The organism is Kitasatospora sp. NPDC032150 (genome assembly GCF_055579945.1).
This window is the reverse complement of sequence record NZ_JBVIMH010000010.1, coordinates 70,802-96,592: the sequence shown is the minus strand read 5'-3', so window position 1 is coordinate 96,592 and position 25,791 is coordinate 70,802. Positions and strand designations below refer to the sequence as shown.

The 25,791-nt window shown below is 72.2% G+C and carries 29 protein-coding genes; 22 read left to right on the top strand and 7 right to left on the bottom strand.

Annotation, left to right across the window (positions count from 1 at the left end):
• The first annotated feature begins 1 nt into the window (after window position 1).
• From ACZ5ON_RS14485 to ACZ5ON_RS14460, 6 genes are read left to right on the top strand one after another with little or no spacing between them, the layout of a single operon-like run.
• Window positions 2–715, top strand: coding sequence for a GvpL/GvpF family gas vesicle protein (locus ACZ5ON_RS14485; RefSeq protein WP_465590966.1), 714 nt, complete (start codon window positions 2–4; stop codon window positions 713–715).
• Between the two features lie 11 nt (window positions 716–726).
• Complete coding sequence (locus ACZ5ON_RS14480) at window positions 727–978, top strand: gas vesicle protein GvpG (protein WP_465590961.1); 252 nt, start codon at window positions 727–729, stop codon at window positions 976–978.
• Window positions 979–1,019: 41 nt separating this feature from the next.
• The gene (locus tag ACZ5ON_RS14475; RefSeq protein WP_465590958.1) at window positions 1,020–1,469 is read left to right on the top strand and encodes a gas vesicle protein; all 450 of its coding nucleotides are present in this window, start codon (window positions 1,020–1,022) and stop codon (window positions 1,467–1,469) included.
• Window positions 1,466–2,251 carry a GvpL/GvpF family gas vesicle protein gene (locus ACZ5ON_RS14470; RefSeq protein WP_465590955.1) on the top strand — a complete coding sequence of 262 codons (786 nt, stop codon included), beginning with the start codon at window positions 1,466–1,468 and terminating at the stop codon, window positions 2,249–2,251. The genes ACZ5ON_RS14475 and ACZ5ON_RS14470 overlap by 4 nt, the downstream gene beginning before the upstream one ends.
• Entirely contained in the window at window positions 2,248–2,490 is a 243-nt protein-coding gene (locus ACZ5ON_RS14465; RefSeq protein WP_465590952.1) for a gas vesicle protein, read from the top strand. Before ACZ5ON_RS14470 ends, ACZ5ON_RS14465 begins: the two co-directional genes overlap by 4 nt.
• Window positions 2,487–2,900 carry a gas vesicle protein K gene (locus ACZ5ON_RS14460; protein WP_465590949.1) on the top strand — a complete coding sequence of 138 codons (414 nt, stop codon included), beginning with the start codon at window positions 2,487–2,489 and terminating at the stop codon, window positions 2,898–2,900. Before ACZ5ON_RS14465 ends, ACZ5ON_RS14460 begins: the two co-directional genes overlap by 4 nt.
• Window positions 2,901–2,973: 73 nt before the next feature.
• On the opposite strand, the gene ACZ5ON_RS14455 is transcribed toward ACZ5ON_RS14460, so the two are convergent.
• The gene (locus ACZ5ON_RS14455; protein WP_465590946.1) at window positions 2,974–4,077 is read right to left on the bottom strand and encodes a YihY/virulence factor BrkB family protein; all 1,104 of its coding nucleotides are present in this window, start codon (window positions 4,075–4,077) and stop codon (window positions 2,974–2,976) included.
• Window positions 4,078–4,614: 537 nt separating this feature from the next.
• On the opposite strand from ACZ5ON_RS14455, the gene ACZ5ON_RS14450 reads away from it, so the two are divergent.
• The 5 genes from ACZ5ON_RS14450 to ACZ5ON_RS14430 all read left to right on the top strand — a co-directional run bounded on the left by ACZ5ON_RS14450 (window position 4,615) and on the right by ACZ5ON_RS14430 (window position 13,077).
• On the top strand, window positions 4,615–6,402 hold the full coding sequence (locus tag ACZ5ON_RS14450; protein ID WP_465590943.1) for a thiamine pyrophosphate-requiring protein: 1,788 nt from the start codon (window positions 4,615–4,617) through the stop codon (window positions 6,400–6,402).
• Window positions 6,403–6,405: 3 nt separating this feature from the next.
• Complete coding sequence (locus ACZ5ON_RS14445) at window positions 6,406–9,459, top strand: FAD-binding and (Fe-S)-binding domain-containing protein (RefSeq protein WP_465590938.1); 3,054 nt, start codon at window positions 6,406–6,408, stop codon at window positions 9,457–9,459.
• Window positions 9,456–9,971 (top strand): DUF1360 domain-containing protein, encoded by a 516-nt coding sequence (locus ACZ5ON_RS14440; protein ID WP_465590935.1) that lies wholly within the window; start codon window positions 9,456–9,458, stop codon window positions 9,969–9,971. Before ACZ5ON_RS14445 ends, ACZ5ON_RS14440 begins: the two co-directional genes overlap by 4 nt.
• On the top strand, window positions 9,968–11,071 hold the full coding sequence (locus ACZ5ON_RS14435; protein ID WP_465590932.1) for an enolase C-terminal domain-like protein: 1,104 nt from the start codon (window positions 9,968–9,970) through the stop codon (window positions 11,069–11,071). The genes ACZ5ON_RS14440 and ACZ5ON_RS14435 overlap by 4 nt, the downstream gene beginning before the upstream one ends.
• A 251-nt stretch (window positions 11,072–11,322) precedes the next feature.
• Window positions 11,323–13,077: a glycoside hydrolase family 15 protein gene (locus tag ACZ5ON_RS14430; RefSeq protein ID WP_465590929.1), complete on the top strand. Its 1,755-nt coding sequence runs from the start codon at window positions 11,323–11,325 to the stop codon at window positions 13,075–13,077.
• 80 nt (window positions 13,078–13,157) lie between these two features.
• On the opposite strand, the gene ACZ5ON_RS14425 is transcribed toward ACZ5ON_RS14430, so the two are convergent.
• Window positions 13,158–13,268: a CGNR zinc finger domain-containing protein gene (locus ACZ5ON_RS14425; RefSeq protein ID WP_465590926.1), complete on the bottom strand. Its 111-nt coding sequence runs from the start codon at window positions 13,266–13,268 to the stop codon at window positions 13,158–13,160.
• 35 nt (window positions 13,269–13,303) lie between these two features.
• Between ACZ5ON_RS14425 and ACZ5ON_RS14420 the strand changes: the two genes are divergently transcribed.
• From ACZ5ON_RS14420 to ACZ5ON_RS14375, 10 genes are all read left to right on the top strand, one after another.
• Window positions 13,304–14,371: an SDR family oxidoreductase gene (locus ACZ5ON_RS14420; protein WP_465590921.1), complete on the top strand. Its 1,068-nt coding sequence runs from the start codon at window positions 13,304–13,306 to the stop codon at window positions 14,369–14,371.
• Window positions 14,372–14,383: 12 nt separating this feature from the next.
• Window positions 14,384–14,707: a plasmid stabilization protein gene (locus tag ACZ5ON_RS14415; RefSeq protein ID WP_465590918.1), complete on the top strand. Its 324-nt coding sequence runs from the start codon at window positions 14,384–14,386 to the stop codon at window positions 14,705–14,707.
• Window positions 14,708–15,052: 345 nt separating this feature from the next.
• The gene (locus ACZ5ON_RS14410; RefSeq protein WP_465590915.1) at window positions 15,053–15,505 is read left to right on the top strand and encodes a hypothetical protein; all 453 of its coding nucleotides are present in this window, start codon (window positions 15,053–15,055) and stop codon (window positions 15,503–15,505) included.
• Window positions 15,502–15,798, top strand: coding sequence for a monovalent cation/H+ antiporter complex subunit F (locus tag ACZ5ON_RS14405; protein ID WP_465590912.1), 297 nt, complete (start codon window positions 15,502–15,504; stop codon window positions 15,796–15,798). Before ACZ5ON_RS14410 ends, ACZ5ON_RS14405 begins: the two co-directional genes overlap by 4 nt.
• A 52-nt stretch (window positions 15,799–15,850) precedes the next feature.
• Entirely contained in the window at window positions 15,851–16,153 is a 303-nt protein-coding gene (locus ACZ5ON_RS14400) for a monovalent cation/H(+) antiporter subunit G (RefSeq protein ID WP_465590909.1), read from the top strand.
• Window positions 16,150–16,446 (top strand): Na(+)/H(+) antiporter subunit B, encoded by a 297-nt coding sequence (locus ACZ5ON_RS14395; RefSeq protein WP_465590906.1) that lies wholly within the window; start codon window positions 16,150–16,152, stop codon window positions 16,444–16,446. The genes ACZ5ON_RS14400 and ACZ5ON_RS14395 overlap by 4 nt, the downstream gene beginning before the upstream one ends.
• Window positions 16,443–17,195, top strand: a complete 753-nt coding sequence (locus ACZ5ON_RS14390; RefSeq protein WP_465590903.1) for an MnhB domain-containing protein — start codon at window positions 16,443–16,445, stop codon at window positions 17,193–17,195. Before ACZ5ON_RS14395 ends, ACZ5ON_RS14390 begins: the two co-directional genes overlap by 4 nt.
• Window positions 17,195–17,542 (top strand): sodium:proton antiporter, encoded by a 348-nt coding sequence (locus ACZ5ON_RS14385; RefSeq protein ID WP_465590900.1) that lies wholly within the window; start codon window positions 17,195–17,197, stop codon window positions 17,540–17,542. Before ACZ5ON_RS14390 ends, ACZ5ON_RS14385 begins: the two co-directional genes overlap by 1 nt.
• A 2-nt stretch (window positions 17,543–17,544) precedes the next feature.
• A complete protein-coding gene (locus ACZ5ON_RS14380; RefSeq protein WP_465590897.1) occupies window positions 17,545–19,362 on the top strand; it encodes a complex I subunit 5 family protein in 1,818 nt (605 codons plus the stop codon).
• Complete coding sequence (locus ACZ5ON_RS14375) at window positions 19,335–19,919, top strand: DNA polymerase ligase N-terminal domain-containing protein (protein WP_465590894.1); 585 nt, start codon at window positions 19,335–19,337, stop codon at window positions 19,917–19,919. Before ACZ5ON_RS14380 ends, ACZ5ON_RS14375 begins: the two co-directional genes overlap by 28 nt.
• A gap of 110 nt (window positions 19,920–20,029) precedes the next feature.
• Here ACZ5ON_RS14375 and ACZ5ON_RS14370 read toward each other — a convergent pair whose 3' ends face one another.
• Window positions 20,030–21,061, bottom strand: coding sequence for a medium chain dehydrogenase/reductase family protein (locus ACZ5ON_RS14370; protein WP_465590891.1), 1,032 nt, complete (start codon window positions 21,059–21,061; stop codon window positions 20,030–20,032).
• A 103-nt stretch (window positions 21,062–21,164) separates the two neighbouring features.
• On the opposite strand from ACZ5ON_RS14370, the gene ACZ5ON_RS14365 reads away from it, so the two are divergent.
• A complete protein-coding gene (locus ACZ5ON_RS14365) occupies window positions 21,165–21,851 on the top strand; it encodes a TetR/AcrR family transcriptional regulator (protein WP_465590888.1) in 687 nt (228 codons plus the stop codon).
• A gap of 72 nt (window positions 21,852–21,923) precedes the next feature.
• On the opposite strand, the gene ACZ5ON_RS14360 is transcribed toward ACZ5ON_RS14365, so the two are convergent.
• The 4 genes from ACZ5ON_RS14360 to ACZ5ON_RS14345 all read right to left on the bottom strand — a co-directional run bounded on the left by ACZ5ON_RS14360 (window position 21,924) and on the right by ACZ5ON_RS14345 (window position 25,773).
• Window positions 21,924–22,418, bottom strand: coding sequence for a UbiD family decarboxylase domain-containing protein (locus ACZ5ON_RS14360; RefSeq protein ID WP_465591295.1), 495 nt, complete (start codon window positions 22,416–22,418; stop codon window positions 21,924–21,926).
• Window positions 22,419–22,584: 166 nt separating this feature from the next.
• On the bottom strand, window positions 22,585–22,830 hold the full coding sequence (locus ACZ5ON_RS14355) for a hypothetical protein (RefSeq protein ID WP_465590885.1): 246 nt from the start codon (window positions 22,828–22,830) through the stop codon (window positions 22,585–22,587).
• Window positions 22,831–22,901: 71 nt separating this feature from the next.
• On the bottom strand, window positions 22,902–24,113 hold the full coding sequence (locus ACZ5ON_RS14350) for a copper resistance D family protein (RefSeq protein ID WP_465590881.1): 1,212 nt from the start codon (window positions 24,111–24,113) through the stop codon (window positions 22,902–22,904).
• Window positions 24,114–25,008: 895 nt separating this feature from the next.
• The gene (locus ACZ5ON_RS14345; protein ID WP_465590878.1) at window positions 25,009–25,773 is read right to left on the bottom strand and encodes a maleylpyruvate isomerase family mycothiol-dependent enzyme; all 765 of its coding nucleotides are present in this window, start codon (window positions 25,771–25,773) and stop codon (window positions 25,009–25,011) included.
• Between the last annotated feature and the right edge of the window lie 18 nt (window positions 25,774–25,791).

The window sequence follows — 25,791 nt, the reverse complement described above, 5'->3', positions numbered from 1 at the left end:
CATGGCCGTCTACGTGTACTCCATCACCGCCGCGAGCCACCCCCAGGACCTGGACGGCCTCACCGGTGTGGGAGATCCTCCCGCTCCGCTGCGCACCGTGCGTGCCGGACCGCTGTCCGCGATCGTCAGCGATGCAGCCGAGGACCTGCGGCCCAAACGCCGCGACCTCCTGGCCCACCAGACCGTCCAGCAACGGCTGATGGCCGCCGGCACCATCCTTCCGCTGCGGTTCGGCCTCACCGCCGCCGACGACGACGCCGTGCGGCAGGCGCTCGAACAAGGACGCGACGATTACGTGCAGCAACTGAACGCGTTGGAAGGCTGCGTGGAATACCACCTCAAGGCGGCCATCGACGAGGACGTACTGCTCCGCCAGGTACTGACGGAGTCTTCCGAGGCCAAGCGCCTCAACGACGACATCAAAGCCGGTGACACCAATCCGGACCTGCCCCTGGCGCTCGGCGAGCTCGTCGTCAAGGAAGTCCAGACACGTCAACAGGCCCTGGCCGCCGGAATCGCCGAAGTGCTTCGCCCGTACACCCGCCAGGAGCGAACCTCCGAGCCGACCGGGGACGACTTCCTGAGCATCTCCTTCCTGGTGGACCGGGACAACCAGGAGCGGTTCCTCGCCGCGGAGAAGGGCCTCACCGACGAACTCGGTGAGGATTTCGACTTCCGGATGTACGGCCCGTTGCCCGCCTACAGCTTCGTCTAGGAAGGACACCCATGGGCCTGTTCACGCAGATCCTCACCCTTCCCCTCGCCCCCGTGCGCGGCACCGTGTGGGTACTGGGACGCGTCCTCGAGGCCGCCGAGGACAAGTACTACGACCCCGCGCCCGTCCAACAGGAACTCGCCGCACTCGAGAAGGCACTCCTGGCAGGAGACATCGACGAGGAAACCTTCAACCAGCGCGAGGACGAACTCCTCGACCGTCTAGAAGAGATCAGTGCCCACAAGCAGTACGGCGATACGTGACCACACCGCACGTACCGTCAGCGAAACGAGGTGGACAGGCCGTGACAGAACCAATCGCCAGCCGCCTCAGCTCGCTTCCCTCCCGAGCCGCTCCGACCTACGGCCAGTCATCGACGAACCTTGCCGACATTCTGGAACGAGTCCTCGACAAGGGCATCGTCATCGCCGGCGACATCCAGATCAATCTCCTCGACATCGAACTGCTCACCATCAAGCTGCGCCTGCTGATCGCTTCGGTGGACAAGGCCAAGGAGATGGGCATCGACTGGTGGGAGCACGATCCCTCCCTGTCCTCCCGCGCCGGTGGCGGCTCCGCACTGGAGGACGAGAACCGGCGTCTGCGCGCTCAGATCAAGGCCCTGCGCAACGAAGCCGCCGCTGCTCTGCCGCCGGCGGAGGACATCGAGAAGCCACCCACGGTCACCAGCCGCCCCTCCCGCGTGAAGCGAACGGAGCCCCGCTCCCGGCCCACCACAGGAGATGAGTCATGACCGCCGGGTCGCTCGCCTACACCTACGCCGTCGCACGGAACGTCGACGCCTTGCCGCAGACCGTGGACGGCCTGGTCGGAGTCGGCGGCGCGCCGGTCCACCTGGTGCACACCACTAACGGCGGCGATCTGGTGGCCGCCGTGAGCCAGGTGCCCGAGGAAGACTTCGACGAGACCGCACTCACCCGCAATCTCGAGGACCTCGAGTGGCTGGAGGAACTCGCCCGCGCGCACCACCGCGTCATCGAGGCGATCGCGGCGTGCACCACCGTCCTTCCACTGCGTCTGGCGACGGTGTACCTCGACGACAACCGGGTGCGGACGGTGCTCGACGAGCGGCGGGACGTGTTCCTCGGCCAGCTCTGCCGCCTGGCCGGTCACGTGGAGTGGGGCGTCAAGCTCTACGTCGACGCCCCGCCCGTCACACCCGGGCCGACGCCGGACCTCAGCCCTGGACGCGCTTATCTGCGTCGACGCCGGGCCGAGCAGGACTCGCGACAGGACGCCTTCCACGCGGCCGAGCGGGCCGCCGAGCGGATCGAGGCCGTGGCCCGTCTCTATGCCGTCGACCGAGTCCGCCACCGGCCCCAGGAAGGAGCACTGGCCGTCGGACCGGGTGTGAACGTCAGCAACGACGCCTACCTCGTCCCGCTGGACCAGGCGGATCCGTTCCGGGCCGACATCCTGCGCTCGACCGACAGCCTGGCCGGAGTTCGCGTCGACATCACGGGGCCGTGGGCGCCCTACTCCTTCGCCACTGCGGAGGAGGAGTCCGCACCATGAGGACGACCGGCGCGCTGCCCGCCCGGCCGGAGGCAACCGTGCCGCAACGCCAGGTCGCGCTCATCGACCTGCTGGACCGGCTGCTCAGCGGCGGCGTGGTCCTCACCGGTGACCTCGTCCTGTCCATCGCGGACATCGACCTCGTCCGCGTGTCGCTGCGCGCACTGATCGTGTCCGTCAGCGAACGGAATCCCGCCCCCCGGGCGATCAGTGCCCCGTCGCGGAGACGACAGCCATGACCGGTGACGCCCGCCAGCCCCCCAGTCGTTTCGACGAGGTAGCCCAAGCGGCCGCGCGTGCCTTCCGCCTCCTGCCGGCCACACCGCAGAACGCCCCGTCCGCAGGCTCCGGAGCACCATATAGGCGGCCGCGCAGGATCACCACCAGCCCGGAGACGGTCGAACGGGACCTGATGAAACTCGTCCTCACCATCGTCGAACTCCTCCGCCAGCTCATGGAACGGCAAGCCCTCCACCGCGTCGAGACCGGCGACCTCAGCGAGGAGCAGGAGGAGACGCTCGGAGCCACCCTCATGGCCCTCCACGACCGCATGGCCGACCTCTGCGGGCGATACGGCCTGACCATGCAGGATCTCAACCTGGACCTGGGCCCCCTGGGAACCCTGCTGCCACCTCCTGACCAACAGTGAGGGCCCGTGCGGCAGGCGTCCTGACCGACCTCTCCCGGCTGTTGACTTCCGGCACGGTCGATGTGGTGGAGGATCAGCCAGGAGGCCCCTCTGCCGAACCGGTGGCAGTGGGCGGAGGTGAAGCAGGTGTGTCCGGTTCGTCGAGTGGCTGCCGGTCGGCCTCGGCGCCGAAAGTCACCTCGACCGTCTCCTCCGGCCGGCGTTCCTCCATCTTCGCGAGCAGGGTGAACGCGTCCTTGTCCTGCGGCGTGAAAGGGGGCTGGGTCATGGAACGCGGCCACAGCCGGTACCGCAGGACGACGTTGATCTCCGCCGCGAGCAGGGTCAGTCGAGCTCCGGTGAACACCCAGGTCAGCAGGCCGATCACGATCGCGAAGAAGCCGTACACGTCGGCGGCGTGATTGATGACGTGGCGGACGTAGACGTTCCCCACCGCCTGCAGCACTTCCCAGAACGCGGTCGCGATCACCACTCCGATGAGCACGTCCCGGACCCGTACGGTGGCGGCGGTGAGCATCGTGAAGGCGGCCAGGAAGACGCCGAAGTTGACGACCGTTGACGCGAGCCAGGTCCACGCGCCGGCCAGCGGCCCGAACCGGGGTGCGTATCCGATCAGGGCGCTCGACAGCAGGATGCCGAGCCCCAGGACCACCAGGATCGCGAACCCCCGCACCCGACGGCCCACGAATCCCGGCCACTCCTTGAAAGGGACGTTCCACACCGTGTTCATGGCGTTCTGCGCGGCCTGACCGACGCCTTGCGCGCCGTAGAGCGCGCCGGCCAGGCCGACTACGAGCGCCAGGGGGCTGCCCCGCATCGGGTGCGCCGCGTCGCGAAGCTGGCTGCCGATGATCGGGAAGTCGGCCAACGCGGAATTGACCATCCGCTGCTGCAGTTCGGGATCCCCGCTCAGGACGAAGCCGAGGATGGTGGAGAAGACGAGGAGCAGCGGGAAGATCGCGAAAAGCCCGTAGTAGGCGATGATGGTGGCCTTGCCGCCGGCCTGGTCGTTGCCGAACTTCTGAATGACCGCGAACGGTATCCCGGTTACGGCATGGCGCTGCTGGAAGCGGTCGATCCGGCGTACAACGACTTCCAATCGGTTCATCGGTCCTCCCGAACGTTCCGGCAGGCTCCCTATCCATCCTGCGCCCGTGCCGGCGACGGGCAACCCCACTGAGCGCATCGCCCCGGGCGGGCAGGGCGCGGGAGCGAGGTCGCCGCAGGGGACCGCCTTGGCGACGTCCTCGGGACGGACGAACGCGCTCGCGGCGGCGAAGGCGTCCGGTCCGGGCAGGCCGGCATTGACCTTCCAGCCGCCACCGAACCTGCGGAACTGCTCGTGGGCGCGGGCAAGGCCGGGCCGCCGTAGGCGTGCTCGCGGCGGCCGGGATCGGCATGGTGGCGCTGAACCCGGCCCTGGTCCCGGGACCTTTCATGCCGCTCTTCGGCCCGGTCCCGGCTGTGCCGCTGCGCCTGTCCCACCCTCGCGCCACGGCGGGTGACCGTCCACCACCTGGGGCACCCAGACCTCAGCGTCCGGCACGCCTGCCCGTTGGTCGCCCCCTGCATGGCGATACTGCCGAAAGCCTTGGGTGCCGTCCGCGGTTCTGTGGCGCGGCCGCCGGTTTCGTCGCGGCACCAGTGGTTAGCCGCGCTGGTGGGCCGACCGGTGCCCCGAGGTGCCGGGACCGTGCAGTGGAGGAGTTGGGTGATGAAGGTTTCCGACTACGTGCTCGAGCGGCTGCGCGACTGGAAGGTCGAGTACGTCTTCGCCTACCCCGGAGACGGCATCAACGGGCTGCTCGCCGCCTGGGGCCGCGCCGAGGACCAGCCGCGGTTCGTCCAGGCCCGGCACGAGGAGATGGCCGCCTTCGAGGCGGTGGGCTACGCGAAGTTCTCCGGCCGTACGGGGGTGTGTGCGGCCACCTCCGGCCCGGGGGCGATCCACCTGCTGAACGGGCTGTACGACGCCAAGCTCGACCACGTCCCGGTGGTCGCGATCGTGGGCCAGACGGACCGCAGCGCGATGGGCGGGTCCTACCAGCAGGAAGTCGACCTGGTCACCCTCTACAAGGACGTGGCCTCGGAGTTCTGTGAGATGGTCACCGTCCCCGCCCAGCTGCCCAATGTGCTTGACCGGGCCATGCGCGTGGCCGCGACCCGCCGCACGGTCACCGCGGTGATCATTCCGGCCGACGTGCAGGAGCTCGACTACGAGCCGCCGACGCACGCGTTCAAGCAGGTTCCCTCCAGCCTCGGGCTCCCGCATTACGCCCCCGTCCCCGCCGAGGAGGACCTCGCGCGGGCGGCGGAGATCCTCAACGCCGGCGAGAAGGTGGCGATGCTGATCGGGCAGGGCGCCCGAAACGCCCGCCCCGAGGTCGAGCAGGTCGCCGACCTGCTCGGCGCCGGGGTGGCCAAGGCGCTGCTCGGCAAGGACGCGCTGCCGGACACCCTGCCGTATGTCACCGGCTCGATCGGCCTGCTCGGCACCCGCCCCTCGTACGAGATGATGCGCGACTGCGACACCCTCCTCGTGGTGGGCTCCAGCTTCCCCTACACCCAGTTCCTGCCCGAGTTCGACCAGGCGCGGGCGGTGCAGATCGACCTCGACCCGTCCTTGGTCGGGCTGCGCTACCCCTTCGAGGTCAACCTCGTCGGTGACGCGGGCGAGGCGCTGCGCCGGCTGATCCCCATGTTGGGGCGCAAGGCGGACGACAAGTGGCGCAGGACCGTGGAGGACAACGCGGCGCGCTGGTGGGAGGTCATGCAGCGTCGTGCCGAGGTCTCCGCCGACCCGATCAACCCCGAGTACGTCGTCCACGCCCTGGACGCGCTGCTTCCCGAGGACGCGATCGTGGCCGCGGACTCCGGATCGGCGGCGAACTGGTACGCCCGGCACCTGCGGTTCCGCGGCGGCATGCGCGGCTCGCTGTCGGGGACGCTGGCGACCATGGGGCCCGGGGTGCCGTATGTGATCGGCGCGAAGTTCGCGCACCCGGACCGGCCGGCGATCGCGATCGTCGGCGACGGCGCCATGCAGATGAACGGTCTCGCGGAGCTGATCACCGCCGCGAAGTACTACCGGGAGTGGTCCGACCCGCGCATGGTCGTGGCGGTGCTGAACAACCACGACCTCAACCAGGTCACCTGGGAGATGCGGGCGATGCAGGGCGCACCGCAGTTCGAACCCTCGCAGCGCCTGCCCGACCTGCGCTACGCCGACATCGCCGCGCTGTTCGGTCTTGACGGCGTGCGGGTGGAGCGGGCCGAGGACGTGGAGCCGGCGTGGCGCCAGGCGCTGGCGGCGGACCGGCCGTTCGTCCTCGACTTCCGCACCGACCCGGCGGTTCCGCCGATCCCGCCGCACGCCACCTGGGAGCAGATCAAGGCCGCCGCCGAGTCGGTGCTGAAGGGCGACAGCGATCGAACCGCGGTGGTCCGCCAGGGAGTGAAGGCGAAGATCCAGGAGTTCCTGACCGGCGGCGGACGGGACTGAGCGATGTCCGGCAGTCACGAGGTCGATCTCGCCGCACTCGAGCGGGCGCTGCGCGCCGAGGTGGACGGCGAGGTCCGGTTCGACGCGGGCAGCCGTGGCGCGTACGCGACCGACGGCTCGAACTACCGCCAGATCCCCATCGCCGTGGTGGTGCCCCGTTCCGTGGAGGCCGGGGCGCGAGCGGTGGCCGTCTGCCATCGGTTCGCCGCTCCGGTGCTGTCGCGCGGCGGCGGCACGAGCCTGGGCGGGCAGTGCACCAACGAGGCCGTGGTCATCGACTGGACCAAGCACTGCAACCGGCTGGTGTCCGTGGACCCCAAGGCCCGGACCTGTGTGGTCGAGCCGGGCATCGTGCTGGACGAGCTGAACCGCCGACTTGAGGGGCACGGGCTGAAGTTCGGGCCGAAACCGGCCACGCACAGCCACTGCTCACTGGGTGGAATGATCGGCAACAACAGCTGCGGCGCCTCCGCGCAGGCGTACGGCAAGACCGTCGACAACGTTCGCCGCCTGGAGGTCCTCACCTACGACGGAGCCCGGTTCTGGGCCGGCCCCACCAGCGACGAGGAGTACGCGCGGATCGTGGCCGAGGGCGGCGCGAAGGCCCGGCTGTACCAGGGCCTGCGGGACGTCACCGGTCGCCATCTCGCTGAGATCCGGCTCGGCTACCCGAAGATCCCGCGCCGGGTCTCGGGCTACAACCTGGACTCCCTGCTTCCGGAGAACGGCTTCGACGTGGCCCGCGCCCTGGTCGGCAGCGAAGGCACGCTGGTGACGGTCCTGCGGGCGGAACTGGAGCTGGTCGACGTACCGGCCGCAGAGGCGCTGCTGGTGCTGGGCTTCGACGACATCTTCGCCGCCGCGGACGCTGTTCCCCGGCTGCTCGAACACAGCCGTCCCGCCCAACTGGAGGCCATCGACGGGCGCATGGCGCAGCTGATGCGCGAGGAGCACGCCTACCTGGACTCGCTGGAGCGCCTGCCCGAGGGGGACAGCTGGCTGCTGGTCCTGTTCGCCGGCGACACGAAGGAGCAGGCGGACGCGCAGGCGTACGAGCTGCTGCGGGCGCTGGGCCGCGACGAGGACGACGCGTCGGTGGCGCTCTCCGACGATCCGGCCCGGGAGCAGGAGATGCTCAAAGCCCGGGAGGCCGGCCTCGGTGTGACCGCCCGGCCGCCGGACGGCTCCGAGACCTGGGAGGGCTGGGAGGACTCCGCCGTCGCCCCGGAGCGGCTGGGCGACTACCTGCGCGACCTGGAGCGGCTCTTCGTCCGGTACGGCTACCAACAGTCCTCCCTGTACGGGCACTTCGGGCAGGGCTGCGTGCACACCCGCATCCCGTTCCGGCTGCGCGAGAGCAAGGGCGTGGAGGCGTTCCGTGCTTTCCTGTTCGACGCGGCCGACCTCGTGGCCTCCTACGGCGGGTCGCTGTCGGGCGAGCACGGCGACGGGCAGGCCCGCGGCGAACTGCTGCCGAGGATGTTCGGACAGCGGCTCGTCGACGCCATGGGCGAGGTCAAGGCGCTGTTCGACCCGGACAACCGGATGAACCCCGGCAAGGTCACCCGCCCGCGCCGTGTCGACGACGACCTGCGCCTGGGCGCGGACTGGCGGCCTGCGCCCCGGGAAACCCACTTCGCGTTCGCCGACGACGACCACGACTTCGGCCGTGCGGTGCTGCGCTGCGTCGGCATCGGCAACTGCCGTACCCACCAGGGCGGGGTGATGTGCCCCTCCTACCGGGCCACCCGCGAGGAGGAGCACTCCACCCGTGGCCGGGCGCGGCTGCTGTTCGAGATGCTGGGCGGCCACGACGACTCGCCCGTCACCGGCGGATGGCGCTCCACCGCGGTCCGCGACGCACTCGACCTGTGCCTGGCCTGCAAGGGCTGCAAGTCCGACTGCCCGGTCGGGGTGGACATGGCCACCTACAAGGCCGAGTTCCTCGCCCACCACTACCAGGGCCGTCCGCGCCCGCCCGCCCACTACGCCATGGGCTGGCTCCCGATGTGGGCGCAGCTGGTCCGCACCGCACCGGGCCTGGCCAATGCGGCCCTGCACGCCCCCGGTATCGGGCGGGCGGGGAAGATGCTGGCCGGCATCGACCCGCGCCGCGCAGCCCCCGTGTTCGCACCCCGGTCGTTCCAGCAGCAGTGGCAGGGCACCCGTCGGCCACACCCGGATCCGGGCGGTCCGCGCACCGTGCTGCTGTGGCCGGACACCTTCACCAACCACTTCCACCCCCACATCGCGGACGCCGCCGTCCGCATCCTGCAGGACGCCGGCTTCGACGTCGCGGTGCCCGCCGGGCCGGTGTGCTGCGGTCTGACGTGGATCTCCACCGGGCAGCTCGCCACCGCCCGCCGCGTCCTGAAACGCACTACCCGGGTGCTGCGCCCGTGGCTGGAGGCCGGCACCCCGATCATCGGGCTCGAACCCTCGTGTGCGGCCGTCTTCCGCGACGACGCCCCGGACCTGCTCGCCGGCGACCAGGACATCGCCCGCTTGGCGGCGCAGGTGCGCACCTTCGCCGAACACCTCGTCAACCACGCCCCTAACGGCTGGCATCCGCCACGGGTCGGCCGAGCGGCGACCGTGCAGTTGCACTGCCACCAGCACGCAGTCCTCGGCGCGGACCCGGACCGCGAGCTGATGCGCCGCGCCGGGTTCGACGCGAAGGTGCTCGACGAGGGCTGCTGCGGTCTGGCCGGCAACTTCGGCTTCGAACGGGGGCACTACGACCTGTCCCAGGCGATCGCCGAGCAGGGCGTGCTGCCCGCCGTACGCGACACCGCCCCCAGCGCCTTCGTACTGGCCGACGGGTTCAGCTGTCGCACCCAGATCGACCAGGCCGCCACCGGCCGCCGGGCACTGCACCTGGCCGAAGCCCTCGCCCTCGCCCTGGACGGCCCGCTACCCGGCGACCACCCCGAGAAGGCGGTCCCGCGACCACACGCTCACCGCGCGCCGGCCCGCCTGCTGACCGCGTGCGCCGCGGGAGGGCTGGTCGCCGGCGCTGTTCTCGCCGCCCGACACCGAGCCCGGAGGACGCCATGAAGTCCCTGCACGACCGGCTCCACCGGGAGGCCCGGGCCCATGCCGGGGCTGACGATCGCCCACTGGCCTCCTACACCGGCCTCATGGGCCTCTACGCCGCCACGGTGCTCGGCATCGCCGGAGCCGCCCGCGCCGGTCGCCGCGAGCTTCCCAGCCCGAGCCCGTGGGACGTCGCCCTCAACGCGCTGGCCACCCACCAGCTCTCCCGCCTGATCGCCAAGGACCCCGTCACCAGCCCGCCGCGCGTACCGTTCACCCGGTTCGAAGACACGGCCGGCCCGGCCGCACTGGAGGAGGACGTACGCGGCACCGGTGCCCGCAAGGCGATCGGAGAGCTGGTCAGCTGCCCGTTCTGGACCGGCCTGTGGGTGGCCAGCGCGTGCACCGCCGGGTCCGTCTTCGCGCCGCGCGCCACCAGGCTCGCCACCGCCACCCTGGCCGCACTGGCCGCGGCCGACTTCCTGCAGTTCGCCAGGGCGGTCGCCCAGCACGCGGCCGACGAGACGTCATGACGGCCACCGGCACCGTCGAGGAGCTGCAGGTGCAGGTCGTCGACGTCCCCACCGACGGGCCGGAGGCCGATGGCACTCTCGCCTGGGACGCGACCACCATGGTCCTCGTCCGTGCCCGCTGCCGGAACACCACCGGCCTGGGCTGGACGTACGGTGCCCCCGCCACCGCCCAAGTGATCACCGGGCAGCTCCGCGACGTCGTGATCGGCCGCCCGGCGTTCGACGTCCCGGCCGCGAACGAGGCGATGTGCCGCGCCGTGCGCAACGCCGGCCGTCCCGGCCTGGTCGCCGGTGCGATCTCGGCCGTCGACATCGCCCTGTGGGATCTCAAGGCCCGCCTGCTCGGCCTGCCGCTCGTCGACCTGCTCGGCGCCGCCCGCGCCGAGGTTCCCGTCTACGGCAGCGGCGGCTTCACCACCTACGACCACCGCCGGCTCGCCGAGCAGCTGGCAGGCTGGGCAGAACAGGGCATCACCCGCTTCAAGATCAAGATCGGGGAGAACTGGGGCGCCCGGGAACGGCGGGACCTGGAGCGCACCGAGCAGGCCCGCAGGCTCGTCGGCGACGACGCGGAACTCTACGTCGACGCCAACGGCGGCTACACCCGCAAGCAGGCCGTCCGCGTCGGACGGACGCTCGCCGGCCTCGGCGTGAGCTGGTTCGAGGAACCGGTCTCCTCCGACGACCTCACCGGCCTCGCTCTCGTCCGCGACGCCGTCACCGCCGACGTCGCGGCCGGCGAGTACGGCTACGACCTGCCCTACTTCGCCCGCATGGCCCCCGCGGTGGACTGCCTGCAGGCGGATGCGACCCGCTGCGGCGGCATCACGGGGTGGCTGCGCGCCGCAGCCCTCGCCCAGGCGCACGGACTCCAACTGTCGGGGCACTGCGCCCCGCACGTCCACGCGCACGCCGCCGCGGCCGTACCCAACCTGCGCCATCTGGAGTGGTTCCACGACCACGTCCGGGTCGAGAACCTCCTGTTCGACGGAGTCCTCAGCCCGGACGGCGGCTCCGTGCGCCCGGGCCGGGACGGGCAGCCAGGCCTCGGCGTGACCGTCCGGTCCGAGGCGGCGGAGCGGTTCCATGTCCGCAGCTGACGCGCAACGGCCCGCTACCGCCGACGGCTCACGCTCCCGGTTCAGTACGGGAGCTGGCGGCCCGAGGGGGTCCGCAGATCGAGCGGAGGCCGCGGGCGCTGCGGGGTGGGGCGCTTGACCACCCTGATCCCAGCCATCTCCGTCACCTCCTCGATCACCGGGGACCCAGCCAAGCTTCTGCCCACATCGCCCTGCTCCTACCCGCGCCGCCGACTCGCGGCCCGACCGCGTCCTCAAAGGGGGATGAGACGTTGACGGTCCAGGCCGACGGTCTTCCGGCTCCTCACGTCCTACGGGACTACGCGCTGCTCGCGGACGGCGAGCGCGGCGCCCTCGTCGGACCGCGCGGCGACATCGTGTGGATGTGCGCGCCCGCCTGGGACAGCGGCGCCGTCTTCGCCGCCCTGATCGGCGGCCCCGGCTGGTACACCGTCACCCCCACCGGACCGTTCGTCTGGGGCGGCTACTACGAGCCGGGAAGCCTCATCTGGCGCAGCCGCTGGACCACCACGAGCGGCATCGTCGAATGCCGCGAAGCCCTCGCCCACCCCGGCGATCCCCACCGGGCCGTCGTGCTGCGCCGGATCATGGCCGTCGACGGCGACGCCGAGGTCGACGTCGACCTGCACCCGGCGGCCGGCTTCGGCGAGCACCCGCTGCGCGAGGTGCGCCGGGACGGGCAGGGCCGGTGGACGGGGCGGGCCGGGGACCTGCACGTGCGCCTGAGCGGCGCGCCGGACGCCCGGCCGGGCGGTGCGGCGCTGCGCACCACGGTGCGTCTGGAGGCCGGCGGCTGCCACGACCTCGTCCTGGAGATCTCCAGCCGGCCCCTGCCGGCCCCGGAGCCCGCCGATCTGCTGTGGCGGGCCACCGAGGCGGGGTGGGCCACCTGCGTCCCCGACCTCACGAACACGCTGGGACAGCGGGATGCCCGGCACGCCTACGCGGTTCTGGCCGGTCTGACCGGCCCGAGCGGCGGCACGGTTGCCGCGGCCACCACGAGCCTGCCCGAACGCGCCGAGCGAGGGCGCAACTACGACTACCGGTACGTGTGGATCCGCGACCAGGCCTACATCGGCCAGGCCGTCGCCGCGGCCGGGGCACACCGGCTGCTGGACGACTCGGTGCGGTTCGTCACCGCCCGCCTGAACGAGCACGGACCGGCTCTCGCACCCGCCTACACCGCGACCGGGGCGGCCGTGCCCGACCCGCGCACCCTCGACCTGCCGGGCTACCCGGGCGGCTTCGACGTCGTCGGCAACCGCGTCAGCCGCCAGTTCCAGCTGGACGTGTTCGGGGAGAGCCTGCTGCTGCTCGCCGCGGCGGCCCGCCACGACCGGCTCGACGCGGACGGCTGGCGCGCGGCGCTCACCGCAGCCGAGGCGATCGCCGCCCGGCACCGCGAGCCGGACGCCGGAGTCTGGGAACTGAACGACGACCGGTGGGCGCACAGCCGACTGATCTGCGCGGCCGGCCTGCGTGCGATCGCCCTCGCAGCGCCCCGGGCGGGCGGCGGGCGCGCCGCCGGCTGGGAGGCGCTCGCGGATGCGATCGTCGCCGAGACCTCCGCCGACTGCCTTCATCCGAGCGGCCGCTGGCAGCGGTCCCCGGCCCAGCCGGGGGTGGACGCTGCCCTCCTGCTGCCCGCCATCCGCGGTGCTCTGCCCGCCGACGACCCCCGTACCACCGCCACCCTGGACGCGGTGCGGACCGACCTCGTCCAGGACCACTACGTCTACCGGTTCCGCCACGGCCGGCGGCTCCTCCCGGACGCCGAGGGGGCGTTCCTGCTGTGCGGGTTCGTCATGGCCCTGGCCGAGCACCAACAGCACCACGACGTGGAGGCGGCGCGCTGGTTCGAACGCAACCGTGCCGCCTGCGGCCCGGCCGGCCTGTACGCGGAGGAGTTCGACGTCGCCCAGCGCCAGCTGCGCGGCAACCTGCCCCAGGCGTTCGTCCACGCGCTGATGCTCGAAGCCGCCGTCACGCTCGCACCCGGTCACTGAGCCCGATGCGGACCGACGTCGGAAAGCCGGCCTGGCCGGTGGACACCCTCGCCCGGTTCGCGCAGGTGAGGGGCCGAGGCTCACGCCTCGTGGCTCGCGCGCCGCGCACGGAACGCCGCTGCCTCGACCCGGTTCTGGCAGGCCGTCGAGCAGAACTGGCGGCCGGCGTTGCAGGCCAGCGAGCTGGTCACCGTTTGCCGCCGACGATCGGGGAAAGCCGCAAGGTATGACAGTTTGCGAACCTGCTGTCCGGACGGTGGTGGTCACCGGGGCCAGCGGCGGCATCGGGCGTGCCTGCGCCGTCGCGTTCGGCGCCCGGGGGGAACGACTGGCGCTGATCGCCCGTGGCCGGGCGGGTCTGGACGGGGTGGTGCGCGAGGCCGAGCAGGCCGGAGCCGCCAAGGTGATCGCCATCGAGACGGACGTTGCCGATCCTGAGGCGGTGGAGGCCGCGGCCCGGCGCGTCGAGGACGAGCTCGGCCCGATCGACGTGTGGGTCAACGACGCCTTCACCTCCGTCTTCGCTCCCTTCACCGACATCACCCCCGAGGAGTTCCGGCGCGTCACCGAGGTCAGCTACCTCGGCTACGTGTACGCCACCCGGGCCGCGCTGCGCCGGATGCTGCCTCGCGACCACGGGGTGATCGTGCAGGTAGGTTCGGCGATCGCCTACCGGGGCATCCCGCTGCAGAGCGCCTACAGCGGTGCCAAGCACGCCATCCAGGGCTGGCACGAGGCGCTGCGCTGCGAACTGCTGGCCTCCGGCACCAGGGTGCGCACCACGATGGTGCAGATGCCGGCCGTGAACACCCCGCAGTTCGACTGGGTCCGCTCCCGCCTACCCCGGCGCGCGCAGCCGGTGCCGCCGATCTACCAGCCCGAGGTCGCCGCCCGCGCCGTGCTGTACGCGGCCGACCACCCCGGGCGGCGCGAGTACTGGGTCGGTGCCAGCACGGTGGCGACCCTGGTGGCGAACGCGGTCGTCCCGGGCCTGCTGGACCGATACCTGGCCCGGACCGGATTCGCCTCCCAGCAGACCGACGAGCCACGACGCACGAGCGACCCGGACAACCTGTACCACCCCGTGGACGCGTCGCGGGACTTCGGAGCGCACGGCCGGTTCGACGACCAGGCCCGTGCCCGCAGCATCCAGCAGCAGGCCGCCCACCGCCTCGGCGTCCTCACCCACGGAGCGCGGTGCGCGGCCGGACGGGTGCGGTCGGGTCTGCCCCGCCTCGGTGCCGGGTTCGTCTCACGGATACGGGGCACACGCGCCCCACAGCCACACGAGTAGGAGCGGGTGACCATGCCTCGCGGATCGAGTCCCAAGCGGGAACGCCAGTACGAGCACATCAAGGACAGCGCGCTGGAGCGCGGTGAGAGCGAGAAGCGCGCCAAGGAGATCGCCGCCCGCACGGTGAACAAGGAACGCGCGCGGCACGGGGAATCGAAGACCGCCAGCCGCAGCTCGGTCAAGGACATCTCCTCCTCCCGCCGTGGCGGGCAGCGCTCCCACAGCGGCTCCCAGGGCCCCACGAAGGAGCAGCTGTACAACGAGGCCAAGCAACGCGACATCCACGGCCGCTCGAAGATGAACAAGGAACAGCTCGAGCACGCCCTCGGCCGGTAGGAGGCCTGACTGTGGGTTCCGTTCCCGTACCGCCCGACCCCGACGTCATCCCCGTACCGCCGCCCGAGCCGGTCGAGCCGCCCGGCCCGCCGGATCCGTCCGGGCCGCCGAGGCCACCGGGCCCGTCGGCGCCGCCCGGCTCGCCCATCCCGTCACCCGAGCCGCCTACACCGCCCCGTCCGGGCGAGCCCGTTCCGCCGGAGCCGCCCCGCCCGCCGGAGCCGCCCGGCTGAACGGTCCGCGGTGACGCTGGGCCATGCGGGTGACCACCGAAGACGCCACCCGCCACCGCGCGGCGCCGGGCACCGGGTGGTCGGAACAATGACCTGGGTAACAGGAGGTCCGGTGCGCGCTGGGGTGGAGATTGCCGTGTGGTGCGCTGTGCTGCTCGGGGTGACGGTGGTGTCCATCAGCTCGGTGTCGCCCGTCGAGCTGGCCGTGGCCGGCGTGGCCGCGTTGGGCGCGGCGTTCGCGGCACGGCGGATGCGCCTGGCCGCCAGCGCCGACGTGAAGGGCGCTCGCGGCGCGACACGTGCCGTGATGTCGCTGCCCCGAGCGGTCCTGCGCGGCCTGGCCGTCCTGGCGGCCGCCCTGGTGCGGCGCCCCGCCGAAGTGACGGTTCGGCGCATCCGGCTGAAGCCGGGAGCGGACGCGGGCTGGGCCGGTGCGCTCCTCGCAGCTTCCCCGGACACCTGCGTGATCGACGTGCCGTGCGATGACGAGGTGGTGGTGCACGCCCTGCGCCCGCAGGCCGGACCGGTCGAAGAGGCAGTCGCCCGGGTAGGCGGCGCAGCGTGAACGCCTGGGCGGCGGCCGCCATGGTGCTGCTGGCCGCCCCGGTGCCCGCCTGCCTGTGGGTGGTGGCGCGCGGTACCGCGGTGCGCCGCCTCGCCGGGGCCTCACTGCTGTCGACCGTCGTCGGTGCGGTGTTCCTGCTGCTTCCGCAGGCCTACGACCGGTCCTCCTACCAGGACCTCGCGCTGACACTCGCCGTCCTCGCCCCCGCCGGCACATTGGTCTTCACCCGCTTCGTGGCCGGTCGGCAGCACGAAACGCGGCCGGCTGCCGACGGTTTCGGCACCGGGAAGTGACCGACGGTTCGCCCGGCCACGGCCGGGGCCCGGAGCAGGAAGGGGCGGTGGGATGACGGTGCGTCACCTGAGCGTGCTCGTCCTGCTGTGGGCGGGGGTGGGGAGCACGCTGCTGGCCGCGCTGGCGGTGCTGCGGCTGCGCCGGACGCTGATGCGGCTGCACGCCCTGGCCCCCGCGTCCGTCGCCGGGATGCCGCTGATCGCCGCCGCCGTGGCGGTCGACCAAGGGGTGGGCCGGGCGGCGGTCAAGACGCTGTTCATCGGCCTGCTCTTCGCCGTCGGCGGCACGGTCACCACGATCGCCATCGGCCGCGCATCCCGCCAGGCCGAGGGCACCGAGGAAAGGGAATCGTGAACGAGGGGCTGATCGGCGCGGCTGTCGCGTTCGTCGTCATCGCCGCCACCATCGCGGTGCTCACCCGCGATCCGGCCCGCCAGGCCGTCGCGCTGTCCGCGCTCGGTCTGAGCCTGGCCGTACTGTTCGCCGTGCTGCAGGCCCCGGACGTGGCGCTGTCCCAGCTGGCCGTCGGCACCGCGCTGACCCCGCTGCTGATCCTCCTCAGCGTCCGCAAGGTCACCCGCCGCAGTGCCGGTGGTCGTCCCGGCACCGGTGACCACGACGACGGCGCCGGCGAGGAGGAAGAGTGACGGCGCGCGCCCGGCTGATCATGTTCCTGGTCGCGGCCGCGGTGATCGCCGGCTTCTTCGCCGCCGCCTGCATCCGGCTTCCGCCGTTCGGAACGCCGAGCCATCCGTACGGGGACCGGGCGGTGGCGGCGGCCCTGGCACACCGCACCGCCAACGTCATCTCCTCCGTGAACTTCGACGTCCGGGCCTTCGACACCCTCGGTGAGGAGTCCATCCTCTTCGGCACCGTGCTCGGCGCCACCCTGCTGCTGCGCCGGGCCCGCGACGAACGCCACCGGCGTGCCGAGGCAGGGCGCGTCATGCCCACCACCCGTCTGTTCGGCGCGCTGCTGCTACCCGCCACCCTGGTCGTCGGCGTGTACATCGTCGCGCACGGCCAACTCAGCCCCGGCGGGGGCTTCCAGGGCGGAGTCGTGCTGGCCACCGCCCTGCACCTGGCCTACGTCGCGGCCGACTACCACGCCCTGAAACAGCTCCGGCCGCTGACCGTCCTGGACGTCGCCGACTCGCTCGCCGCCGCCTCCTTCACCCTCGTCGGCCTCGCCGGCCTGATCGCCGGCGGAGCCTTCCTCAAGAACGTGCTGCCGCTGGGAACGTTCAACCGGATCACCTCCGGTGGCACCGTCCCCGTGCTCAACGCGGCAGTCGGCGTCGAGGTCGCCTCCGGCCTCATCGCCCTGCTCGCCCACTTCCTCGACCAGGCCGTCGAACTCACCGACGCGCACGAACACGAGACCGGAGACCACTGATGGGGATCTGGCCCTACCTCGCCGCCGGATGGGTCCTGCTCATCGCCCTCTACGGCCTGATCACCAGTCGCAACCTCATCCACGCCGTCGGCTGCCTGGCCGTCGCCCAGTCCTCCACCTACCTGCTGCTCCTCGCCGTCGGCTACCGCCGCGGCGCCACCGCCCCCGTCTACGCCGACCTCACCCCTGGTACCCGACCCGTCGTCGACCCCGTGGTCCAGGCCCTGGCACTGACGGACGTGGTGGTCGGCGCCACCGTCACCGCACTGCTCCTCGCCCTGACCATCCAACTGCGCAAACGCCACCACACCGTCGACCCCCAGGCCCTCACCGGCCTCAGGGGCTGACCGTGACCGCAGCCGCCCTCCTGCCCCTGGCCGTCGCCATCCCGCTGCTCGGCTCCGCCCTGCTCGCCTTGGCCGGACGCCTGCTGCCCCGCATCGGCTGCGATGTCGTGGCGACCGCGGCCGCCACCGCCGAGGTGGTCTGCCTCGTGCCGCTGTGGACGCGGAGCGGTGACGTCGGCACCGCGGAGCTGGGCGGCTGGCCCGCCCGGGTCGGCATCGTGCTCGCCGCCGACCCGATCGGCGCCGGCCTCGCGCTGCTGGTCGCCGCACTGGTGCTCGCCGTGATCGCCTACTCCTGGCGGTACTTCGAGGAACCGGAGGGCGAGCACGCCGGCGTCTTCCCCGCCCTCATCCTGCTGTTCGAGGCCGGCATGACCGGCTTCGCGCTCACCGGGGACCTGTTCAACGCCTTCGTCTTCTTCGAACTCATGGGCGCCGCCGCCTACGCCCTGACCGGCTACCGCATCGAGGACCCGCGCCCGCTCCAAGGGGCGCTCACCTTCGGCATCGTCACCTCCTTCGCCGCCTACTGCTCCCTGCTCGGCATCGGCCTCCTCTACGCCCGCACCGGCGAACTGAACCTCGCCCGCCTCGGCCGGAAGCTCGCCGGACACCACACCGACCTGCTGACCGTCGTCGCGTTCGTCCTGATCGCCACCGCCCTGCTGGTCAAGGCCGCGGCCGTCCCGTTCCACTTCTGGCTGCCCGACGCCCATGCGGTCGCCCCCACTCCGGTGTGCATGCTGATGTCCGGCGTCATGGTCGAACTCGGCGTCTACGGCGTCGCCCGCGTGTACTGGACCGTCTTCTCCGGCCCCGGTGGCATCCCCCACCAGGCATTCCGCACCACCTTCACGGCCCTGGGCGTGCTGACCGCCCTGGTCGGGGCCGTGATGTGCTGGCACCAGCGGCACCTCAAGCGCCTCCTGGCGTTCTCCACCGTCAGCCACATCGGCCTCTTCCTCGTCGGCGTCGCGCTGCTCACCCCCGACGGTGCGGCGGGCACGGCGCTGTACGTCGCCGCGCACGGCTGCGTCAAAGCGGCGCTGTTCGCCCTCACCGGGGTGCTGCTGGACCGCTACGGCTCCGTCGACGAACACGGCCTGCACGCCAGGGCCCACGCCCTGCGCCCGGTGGGCGTGCTCTTCGTGGCCGGCGCCCTGGCACTGGCCGGACTGCCGCCGTTCGGCACCGGCCTGGGAAAGGCCCTGAGCGAGGACGCCGCCGGTACCTGGCAACCGTGGCTGCCCGCCGTGTTCGTCGCCGCCTCCGCCGTCACCGGCGGCGCGGTGCTCCGCGCCGGCCTGCGAGTCTTCTGGGGCGCCGGCCCGGCCCCGAGGAGCCGACCCGGGGAAGAGGAGACCACCGGCGTGGGCGAGGAACCCGAGATCCGCTCCCCGCTGCGCACCCTGCCGCCGGTCATGATCGTCATCCCCGGCGTCCTGCTGACGCTTGCCGCCGTACTGGGCTGCCTGCCCGCGATCGCCGACGCCCTCGCGCACGGGGCGGCCGTCTTCACCGACCCCGCCCGCTACACGGCCGCCGTCACCACAGCACAGGGCACACCGCGCGGTGTCCACGCGCCGGCCGTCGGCTGGACCGTCCCGGGAGTGCTCCTCGGGCTGCTGTCCACGGGCCTCGCCGTTGTGCTCGCCGCCTCCGCGGTCCACCGGTGCATCCCACCACTGCCGCAGCGGCACCCGGTCGCCCGGGCCGTCCGGGCGCTGCGCCACCTGCACTCCGGACGTCTCGGCGACTACCTGGCCTGGCTCGCGCTCGGCGTCGCGGTGCTGTGTGCCGCGATCGCCGCCCAGACCTGACCCAACCCGTCCCGCGGTCGACGGCCGCAAGCTGCCCCGGGCTGCGCCCGGCGACCAGACCACCCGCGTCGCCGGAATCACCGCGCACGAGGCACTCCCGGTCGCCGACCCGCTCGCCGACCACGCCCACGTCCGACCAGGACGGGCAGTCATGCGGTCTGCAGTTCTTCCACCGCATCCTTCGACAGCCTGACCCGGACCAGGGCGGCGGCCAGCCTGGCGTGGTCCTTCGGCGGCACCAGTTCCCCAAGTACGGCGCCGGCACGGTGATCATCTGGGATGAAGGCACCTACCGGAACCGCAGCACCGGCAAGCGCGACCGCGAGATCCCGTTCGCCGAGGCGTTCGTTGACGGCCACGCGTCGTTCCGGCTGAACGGCCGCAAGCTCCATGGTGATTGGGCACTCACCCGGTTCCGGCAGGGCGGGGTCGGCGAGCGTGAGGCCTGGCTGCTGGTCAGGCACGGACACTCCACCGGCCACGGCACCCCTGACCCGCAGCGGGCCCGATCGGTGCGCAGCGGACGGACGCTGAGGCAGGCCGCTGCAGACGCGTGAGCGAGGCACCCATGACCACGACAGAGATCCGGGCGAGCGGCCGGACGGTCGAAATCAAGCGGCCCGATCGTCCGGGGCCGATGGGCGGCGACGTCCCGGGGCGGTGTGCGTCAGGGGGTCAGGACGACCTTGCCGGTGACGGTGCCGGACTCCGCCAGGCGCAGGGCCTCGGCGGCCTTGGTGAGCGGCAGTTGGGCGGCGATGCGGGCGGTGATGTCGCCGCGGCGGACGGCGGCGAAGACCTCGGTGAGGTCGGCTCGCAGCCGGGCGCGGAAACGGTCCTTGCTCAGTGCCCGGCCTGCCCAGATGTTGTAGAAGTGGGCGTGGCGCCCGTTGGGCAGGGTGTTCCAGAGCCAGGTGCGGGCGAGGATCTTCAGCACGGGCCACTGCTTGGAGCCGGTGTCGTCGCGGGTGGAGGCGCTGCCGTAAGCGACGAGCGTGCCACCGGGGGCGAGCAGGTGCCAGGAGTCGATCACACTCTGGCCGCCGACGTGGTCGAAGACCGCGTCCACCCCGCCGGGCGCCAGCTCCCGGACCTGGGCCGCGACGTTCCCGGCCCGGTAGTCGACCGGGACGACACCCAGCTCCCGCAGGGCGTCGTGGTGCCGGGCGGAGGCCGTGCCGATCACCTTCACGCCTGCCGCGCGGGCGAGTTGGACCAGGACGGAGCCAACACCGCCGCTGGCGCCGTGCACCAGGACGGTCTGCCCCGCGCGCACCCGGGCCTGGCGGTGCAGCATCTGCCAGGCCGTGATGCCGTTGACCACGACGGTCTCGGCCTCGGCCGCCGCGAGGCCGTCCGGTACCTGGACCGCGTCCTCGACGTCGACCACCACATGGCTGGCCCACCCGCCGACCTTGACCAGCGCGGCCACCCGCCGGCCGGCCAGGCCGGGATCGACGCCATCGCCGGTCGCCAGCACCCGGCCCACCAGGTCGTAGCCGGGCACGAACGGGAACGGCGGCTGGTCGTAGTACCGCCCGCGGCGCATCTGCTGCTCGGCGAACGAGACGCCGGTCGCCTCCATGGCGACCACGATCTGTCCCCGGCCGGCTTCCGGCACGGATCCGTGGCGGATCTCCAGACCTTCCGGAGTCACGATGCCCGGCAGAACGACCTGGACGAGGCGTGCGCTGTTCATGATCGCCTCCTGTTCTTGGTAGATGTATTCGCGTTCGTTAGAAGTTGTAACAGGGCGGGTGAGTGAGAGTCAAGAGCGCTGGTGATAGCCTCTAACTGAACGGATGGTGCGGCAGTTTCGGGAGAGTGGGAGGCGGGTCGTGATCGAGGCGGACGCGAGGACTCCGAGGGAGCGGTACCGCACCCAAGTGCGGGAGGAGATCAAGCAGCACGCTTGGACGCAGATCGCCACCGCCGGGGCTTCCGCCCTGTCCCTCAACGCCATCGCCAAGCAGATGGGCATGAGCGGACCAGCCCTCTACCGGTACTTCGCCAACCGCGACGAGCTGATCAGCGAACTCGTCAAGGACGCCTACCGCAGCCTGGCCGAGACCTTCCGCGCCCGCGCCGAGACCGGGGCGGACCTCAGCGACCTTGCGCACGCCCTGCGCCAGTGGGCTCTGGACGACCCCCAGCGGTACTTCCTCGTCTACGGCACCCCCGTGCCCGGATACCAGGCGCCCGAAGACACCACGCGCATCGCCTCCGAGATCATGGCCCACCTCCTCGACGCCTGCGCCGCCGAGCAACCGCCCGCCACGCCGCCGTCTCCGCTCGACACACACCTCGCCGAGCACCGGGCCTGGGCCGGACGGCACCCGGCCCCGCCGTCAGCGCTCCGCCGTGCCCTCACCTTCTGGACCCGCCTCCACGGCGTGCTCTCCCTCGAACTCGCCGGCCACTTCACCGGCATGGGATTCGACCCCGCCCAGCTCTACGCCTCCGAAACGGAAGCCCTCGCGGGCCGTTGACGACGCGGCGGGGTCTGCCGGCGCCGCTGTCGACACTGGCGCACCAGGGTGGTGAGCAGGCTGTTGACGGCTTCAACCGCTACCCGACGGGAGTGGCGGTGCGATGGGGTTGGCCGACGGACCGTGGTCGAGGTACCCCGGGTACTCGCCCATCGGGCCCTCCTCGACCAGATCGGTCCGGGAGACGTACCCCTCGATGACGATCTCGGCGGTGGCCGGTACGAGCAGGTCCACCGTTTCGGCCTTCACCAGTTCCAGCGGCTCGCCGAAGTAGACACCGAGGAAGTGCGACTCGTCCTCGCCCTCCGGCAGCGGCATCCCGCCGACGTAGGGCAGCCCGGGTTCGACGCCGAGCGCGACCGCGATCGGCATCTCCTCGCCGCGTTCGGTCCACTGCGCTCGGATCATGCCCAGGTGTTGCAGCGGCGGGATCAGACAGGCCAGGCGGTTGCGGTCGACCAGCATCATCCGGTTGATCGACCAGTTGGTCCACGACCCGTCCGGTGTCCTGGCGATGTTCATGCCGAAAGGCTGGATGTAGCGGCCGCCGTCGCCGTCGTGGATCAGCGGGTCGGGAACTTCAGGAGGTCGACGTCATCGCCCTTCATGACGTTCTCCTTGCACGGCGCCGCGGCTCGGTCCACCTCCACCGGGGGGATCGGCTCGCGCCGGCGGGCGTCGGCGAGGGCGGTGACGATCTCGGCGCCCCTGGCGTCGGCGGGCAGGCCGAGAGCTAGATCCGGCTGTAGGTCAGGCCCGGCTGGGCCGACAGGCCGCCGGGCGCCGACAGCACCCGGAATCCCTTGTCGATGCCCGTGATGGCGTTGAACAGGGGTGCCGGGGCCCGTAGTTCATAGGTGCGGCACGCCACCGCGCCGAGCTCCAGCCACCAGTCGACTTCCTTGTCGATCGGCTGGATCTCGCGTACCTGAGCTGTCCGCTTGCTCGCGGGCGCGGGCCGAACTCGGCAGGCTGCCATGGGAGTTCGGTGCGTCGGGAATGACCGGTGTGGATCGGCAGCGAGGGTCTGCCGGTCCACACCGGTGGGGTTCACCCCGTGGTGGCGGTGATCGTGCGGCCACCGGCGGGAGTCGCGGGAGTCCGGTCGGCCGGGCGCCGGGAGAGGGCGTCGGAGACCTTGGCCGTGGCGTAGAGCGACGCCGCGAGGGTGAGGACGAGCACGGCGCCTGCCGCGAGGACGCTGCCGGTCGTGACGGCGGGCGGGCTGCCGGCCTGGGAACGGGCGGAGCCGCTGAGGAAGGGAACGACGGCCAGGACACCGACTCCGAGGGCGACCTCGCCCCAGACCACCGCGGGGAAGTGGCGCAACGTCAGACGGAGGAGCGGGGAGGTCGCGTCGCTGCGGCGGGCGCGGGCGATGCGGGGCATCAGCCAGAACTGGTTGACGCCGCCGGCGGCGACCATGCCGAGGACCAGCAGGATCTTGACGAGCAGGAAGAGCCCGTAGGTGGTGGTCCACAGCTGTCCGACGGTGCCCACGTGCTTCCAGGTCATCCACAGGCCCGATCCCAGCACCGACCCCACGCAGACCAGCGCCACGAGGCTGAACCGCCGCCAGAGGTCCGCCCACAGCACACCGGCGTTCTCGCTCAGCAGGCGGCGGGCCCCGGAGAGCAGGGCGAGCAGGGCGAGGCCACCGAGCCACACCGTGCCACCGATGATGTGGAGTTGATCGAACACCAGGTCAAGCAAGCGGTCCGCGGCGGTGGGGGCGGTGGCCGGCACCGCTGCGATGAGGGTCACCCCGAGCGAGAGGGGGAGTGCGACGAGCGCGAGGGTGTCCAGGCGGCGCTGCGCACGCGGGCTGAACAGTGCGAGCAGGGCGGCGGACGCCAGCACGAGGACGATGTTCTGGATCAGGTAGAGCATGCCCTGTGCCACCCAGGCCCCCGGCCCGGCGGGTGCGCGCAGGAAGTCCCACATCCGTCCCGGCGAAATGGCTTCGCCGAACGGCATGCCCTTGCCGGCCCGGGCGACGCGGGCGGCGAGCTGGAAGTAGCCGGTGACCAGCAGGAGCGCCCCGGTCCAGGCCAGGCAGGCCGCCGCCCGCCGGCGCAGGGCCGCGACGTCACCGGTCTCGGTCTCCGGGGCGCGCAGTGTGGGGCGAACCGCGGCCACGTACGTCACAGTGGCCCCGATGGCCCCGCACAGGCCGACGAAATAGCCGGATTTGGTGAGTATTCGCCAGAGGGGAGGCATGGTGTAGCCGACCGACGACGCGGCCAGGTGCGCAAAACTCATGAAGGTAAGGCTAACCTAAACATTCGGCGGATTGTCCACATCGCCGACGGAGGCGGTTCAGTCGTTGTCGATGACTGACCGGTCGGCAGGCCATAGGCGGGCGTTGCCGACGGGCGGCCCGTCACATCACCGCCACCGATCCGCCCGCTCGTGTGTGGGGCGGGGCCGCCTGCCGCGCCTGCGGCCGGACCCGGGCGGACCTCACGCCGCCGGCTGCCATCGGCGACGGGGTGCTGGCGTTCTGGCACACCGAAGTCGGCGCGGGGAGTGCGCCGGCGCCGGGTGGGCGTGCTGTCGTGGCGGCCGCGACTTCGACAAGCACCGCTGCCTGTTTCTGATGGTGCGGCATCAGGCAGTGATCGCCCGCGTGCACGCGGCACACGGGGCCGGGTGGGAGTGCGCTGGGTCGTCGGGCACGGCTTCTGCCGGGCTGCGCCGGTCGGGCGACCGGGAACTCGCCACGAACGGGGGTCGACCTGAGCCAGGGGCCGAGTCCGGTACCGGTTGCCTTCCCGCCTTGGTGCCTCAGGACGGATCGGTCAACTGACCCGGCGGCTCGCGTGTGATCACGCGAGCGAGCTTACGGGGCAACGACCGTGCGGCGGGAGCCGGCCTCTTCGTCTGTTGAACGCGCGCCCGGCGGAGCGGAACCGGCCGCGTCGCGCCGGTGGGCCTCCCCGGCACGGGGGCAGGGGCACAGCCGCCCTCCGGGCCGTGGCCGCCACCGGCGGAGAAGCGGCCGGGCAGCGGCCTCGGGGACTCGCCCCAAGACCGCTGTCCGGAACCGCGTTTCGGGCGGTCACGCCACCTCGTCCGACGGATGGACAGATCTCCGTCGTGGTCCGGAGGAGTCGCCCCGGACGGCGGTGGCCCAGCCGGTGTGCCCGGGAGAGGGTCAGAACGCCGAGTGCGTGAACCAGTGTGCGAGCAGTTCCTCGTCCCCGGCCGTTTCGACCGCGTCGGCCGTCCGGTCCAGTCGGCCGTAGAGCAGCAGCAGGAGGTCGGCGGCGGTGGCGCGGACGGAGGCGTCGGGGCGGTCCGCGCCGGTGGAGTCGGCGTCGAGGCCGAAGCCGTCCGGGCGCAGCCGGACCAGCCAGTCGCCGCCCGCGTCGGTGCAGGTGAAGCGGATGGTCCGGCCCTGGCCGCGGAGTTGGGCGGTGCCGGGGGCGAAGGAGGCCGCGAACGGCAGGTTGACCAGGAACTCGTCCACGCCGTCCACCGCGAGCGTGCGGTCGATCGCGGGGTGGAGCCCGAGGGCGAGCTCGGCGTCGGCCCGGTGCACCAGGGTCTCGAACAGCATCCGGCGGGCCCAGAACCGGGCGTGCTGGTCGGCTCCCCAGGCCCACATCGGCCTGTCCGGGTCGATGGTGGCGAACGCCTCGGCGGCCTCGACGGCGCTCTCGGCCAGCCAGTCGGGGTAGGCCGCGGGGTCGGCGGGCAGTTTGAGGTCGACGTCCCGGCTGCGCGGCGGCTGCTGGATTCGCTGCCGCAGCAGTACGGAGAACCACCGCTGCACACTGCCGGTGTGCCGGATGAGGTCGATCAGCGTCCAGCCGGGGCAGGACGGTACGGGAGTCGCCGGATCGGCGGCCTCGACGGTGCGGACGAGATGGGCCGTCTCGGCCGCGACGGCAGCGCGGTGGTCCGGGGTGGTGCTCAAGGTGGGGCCTTCCTGTTC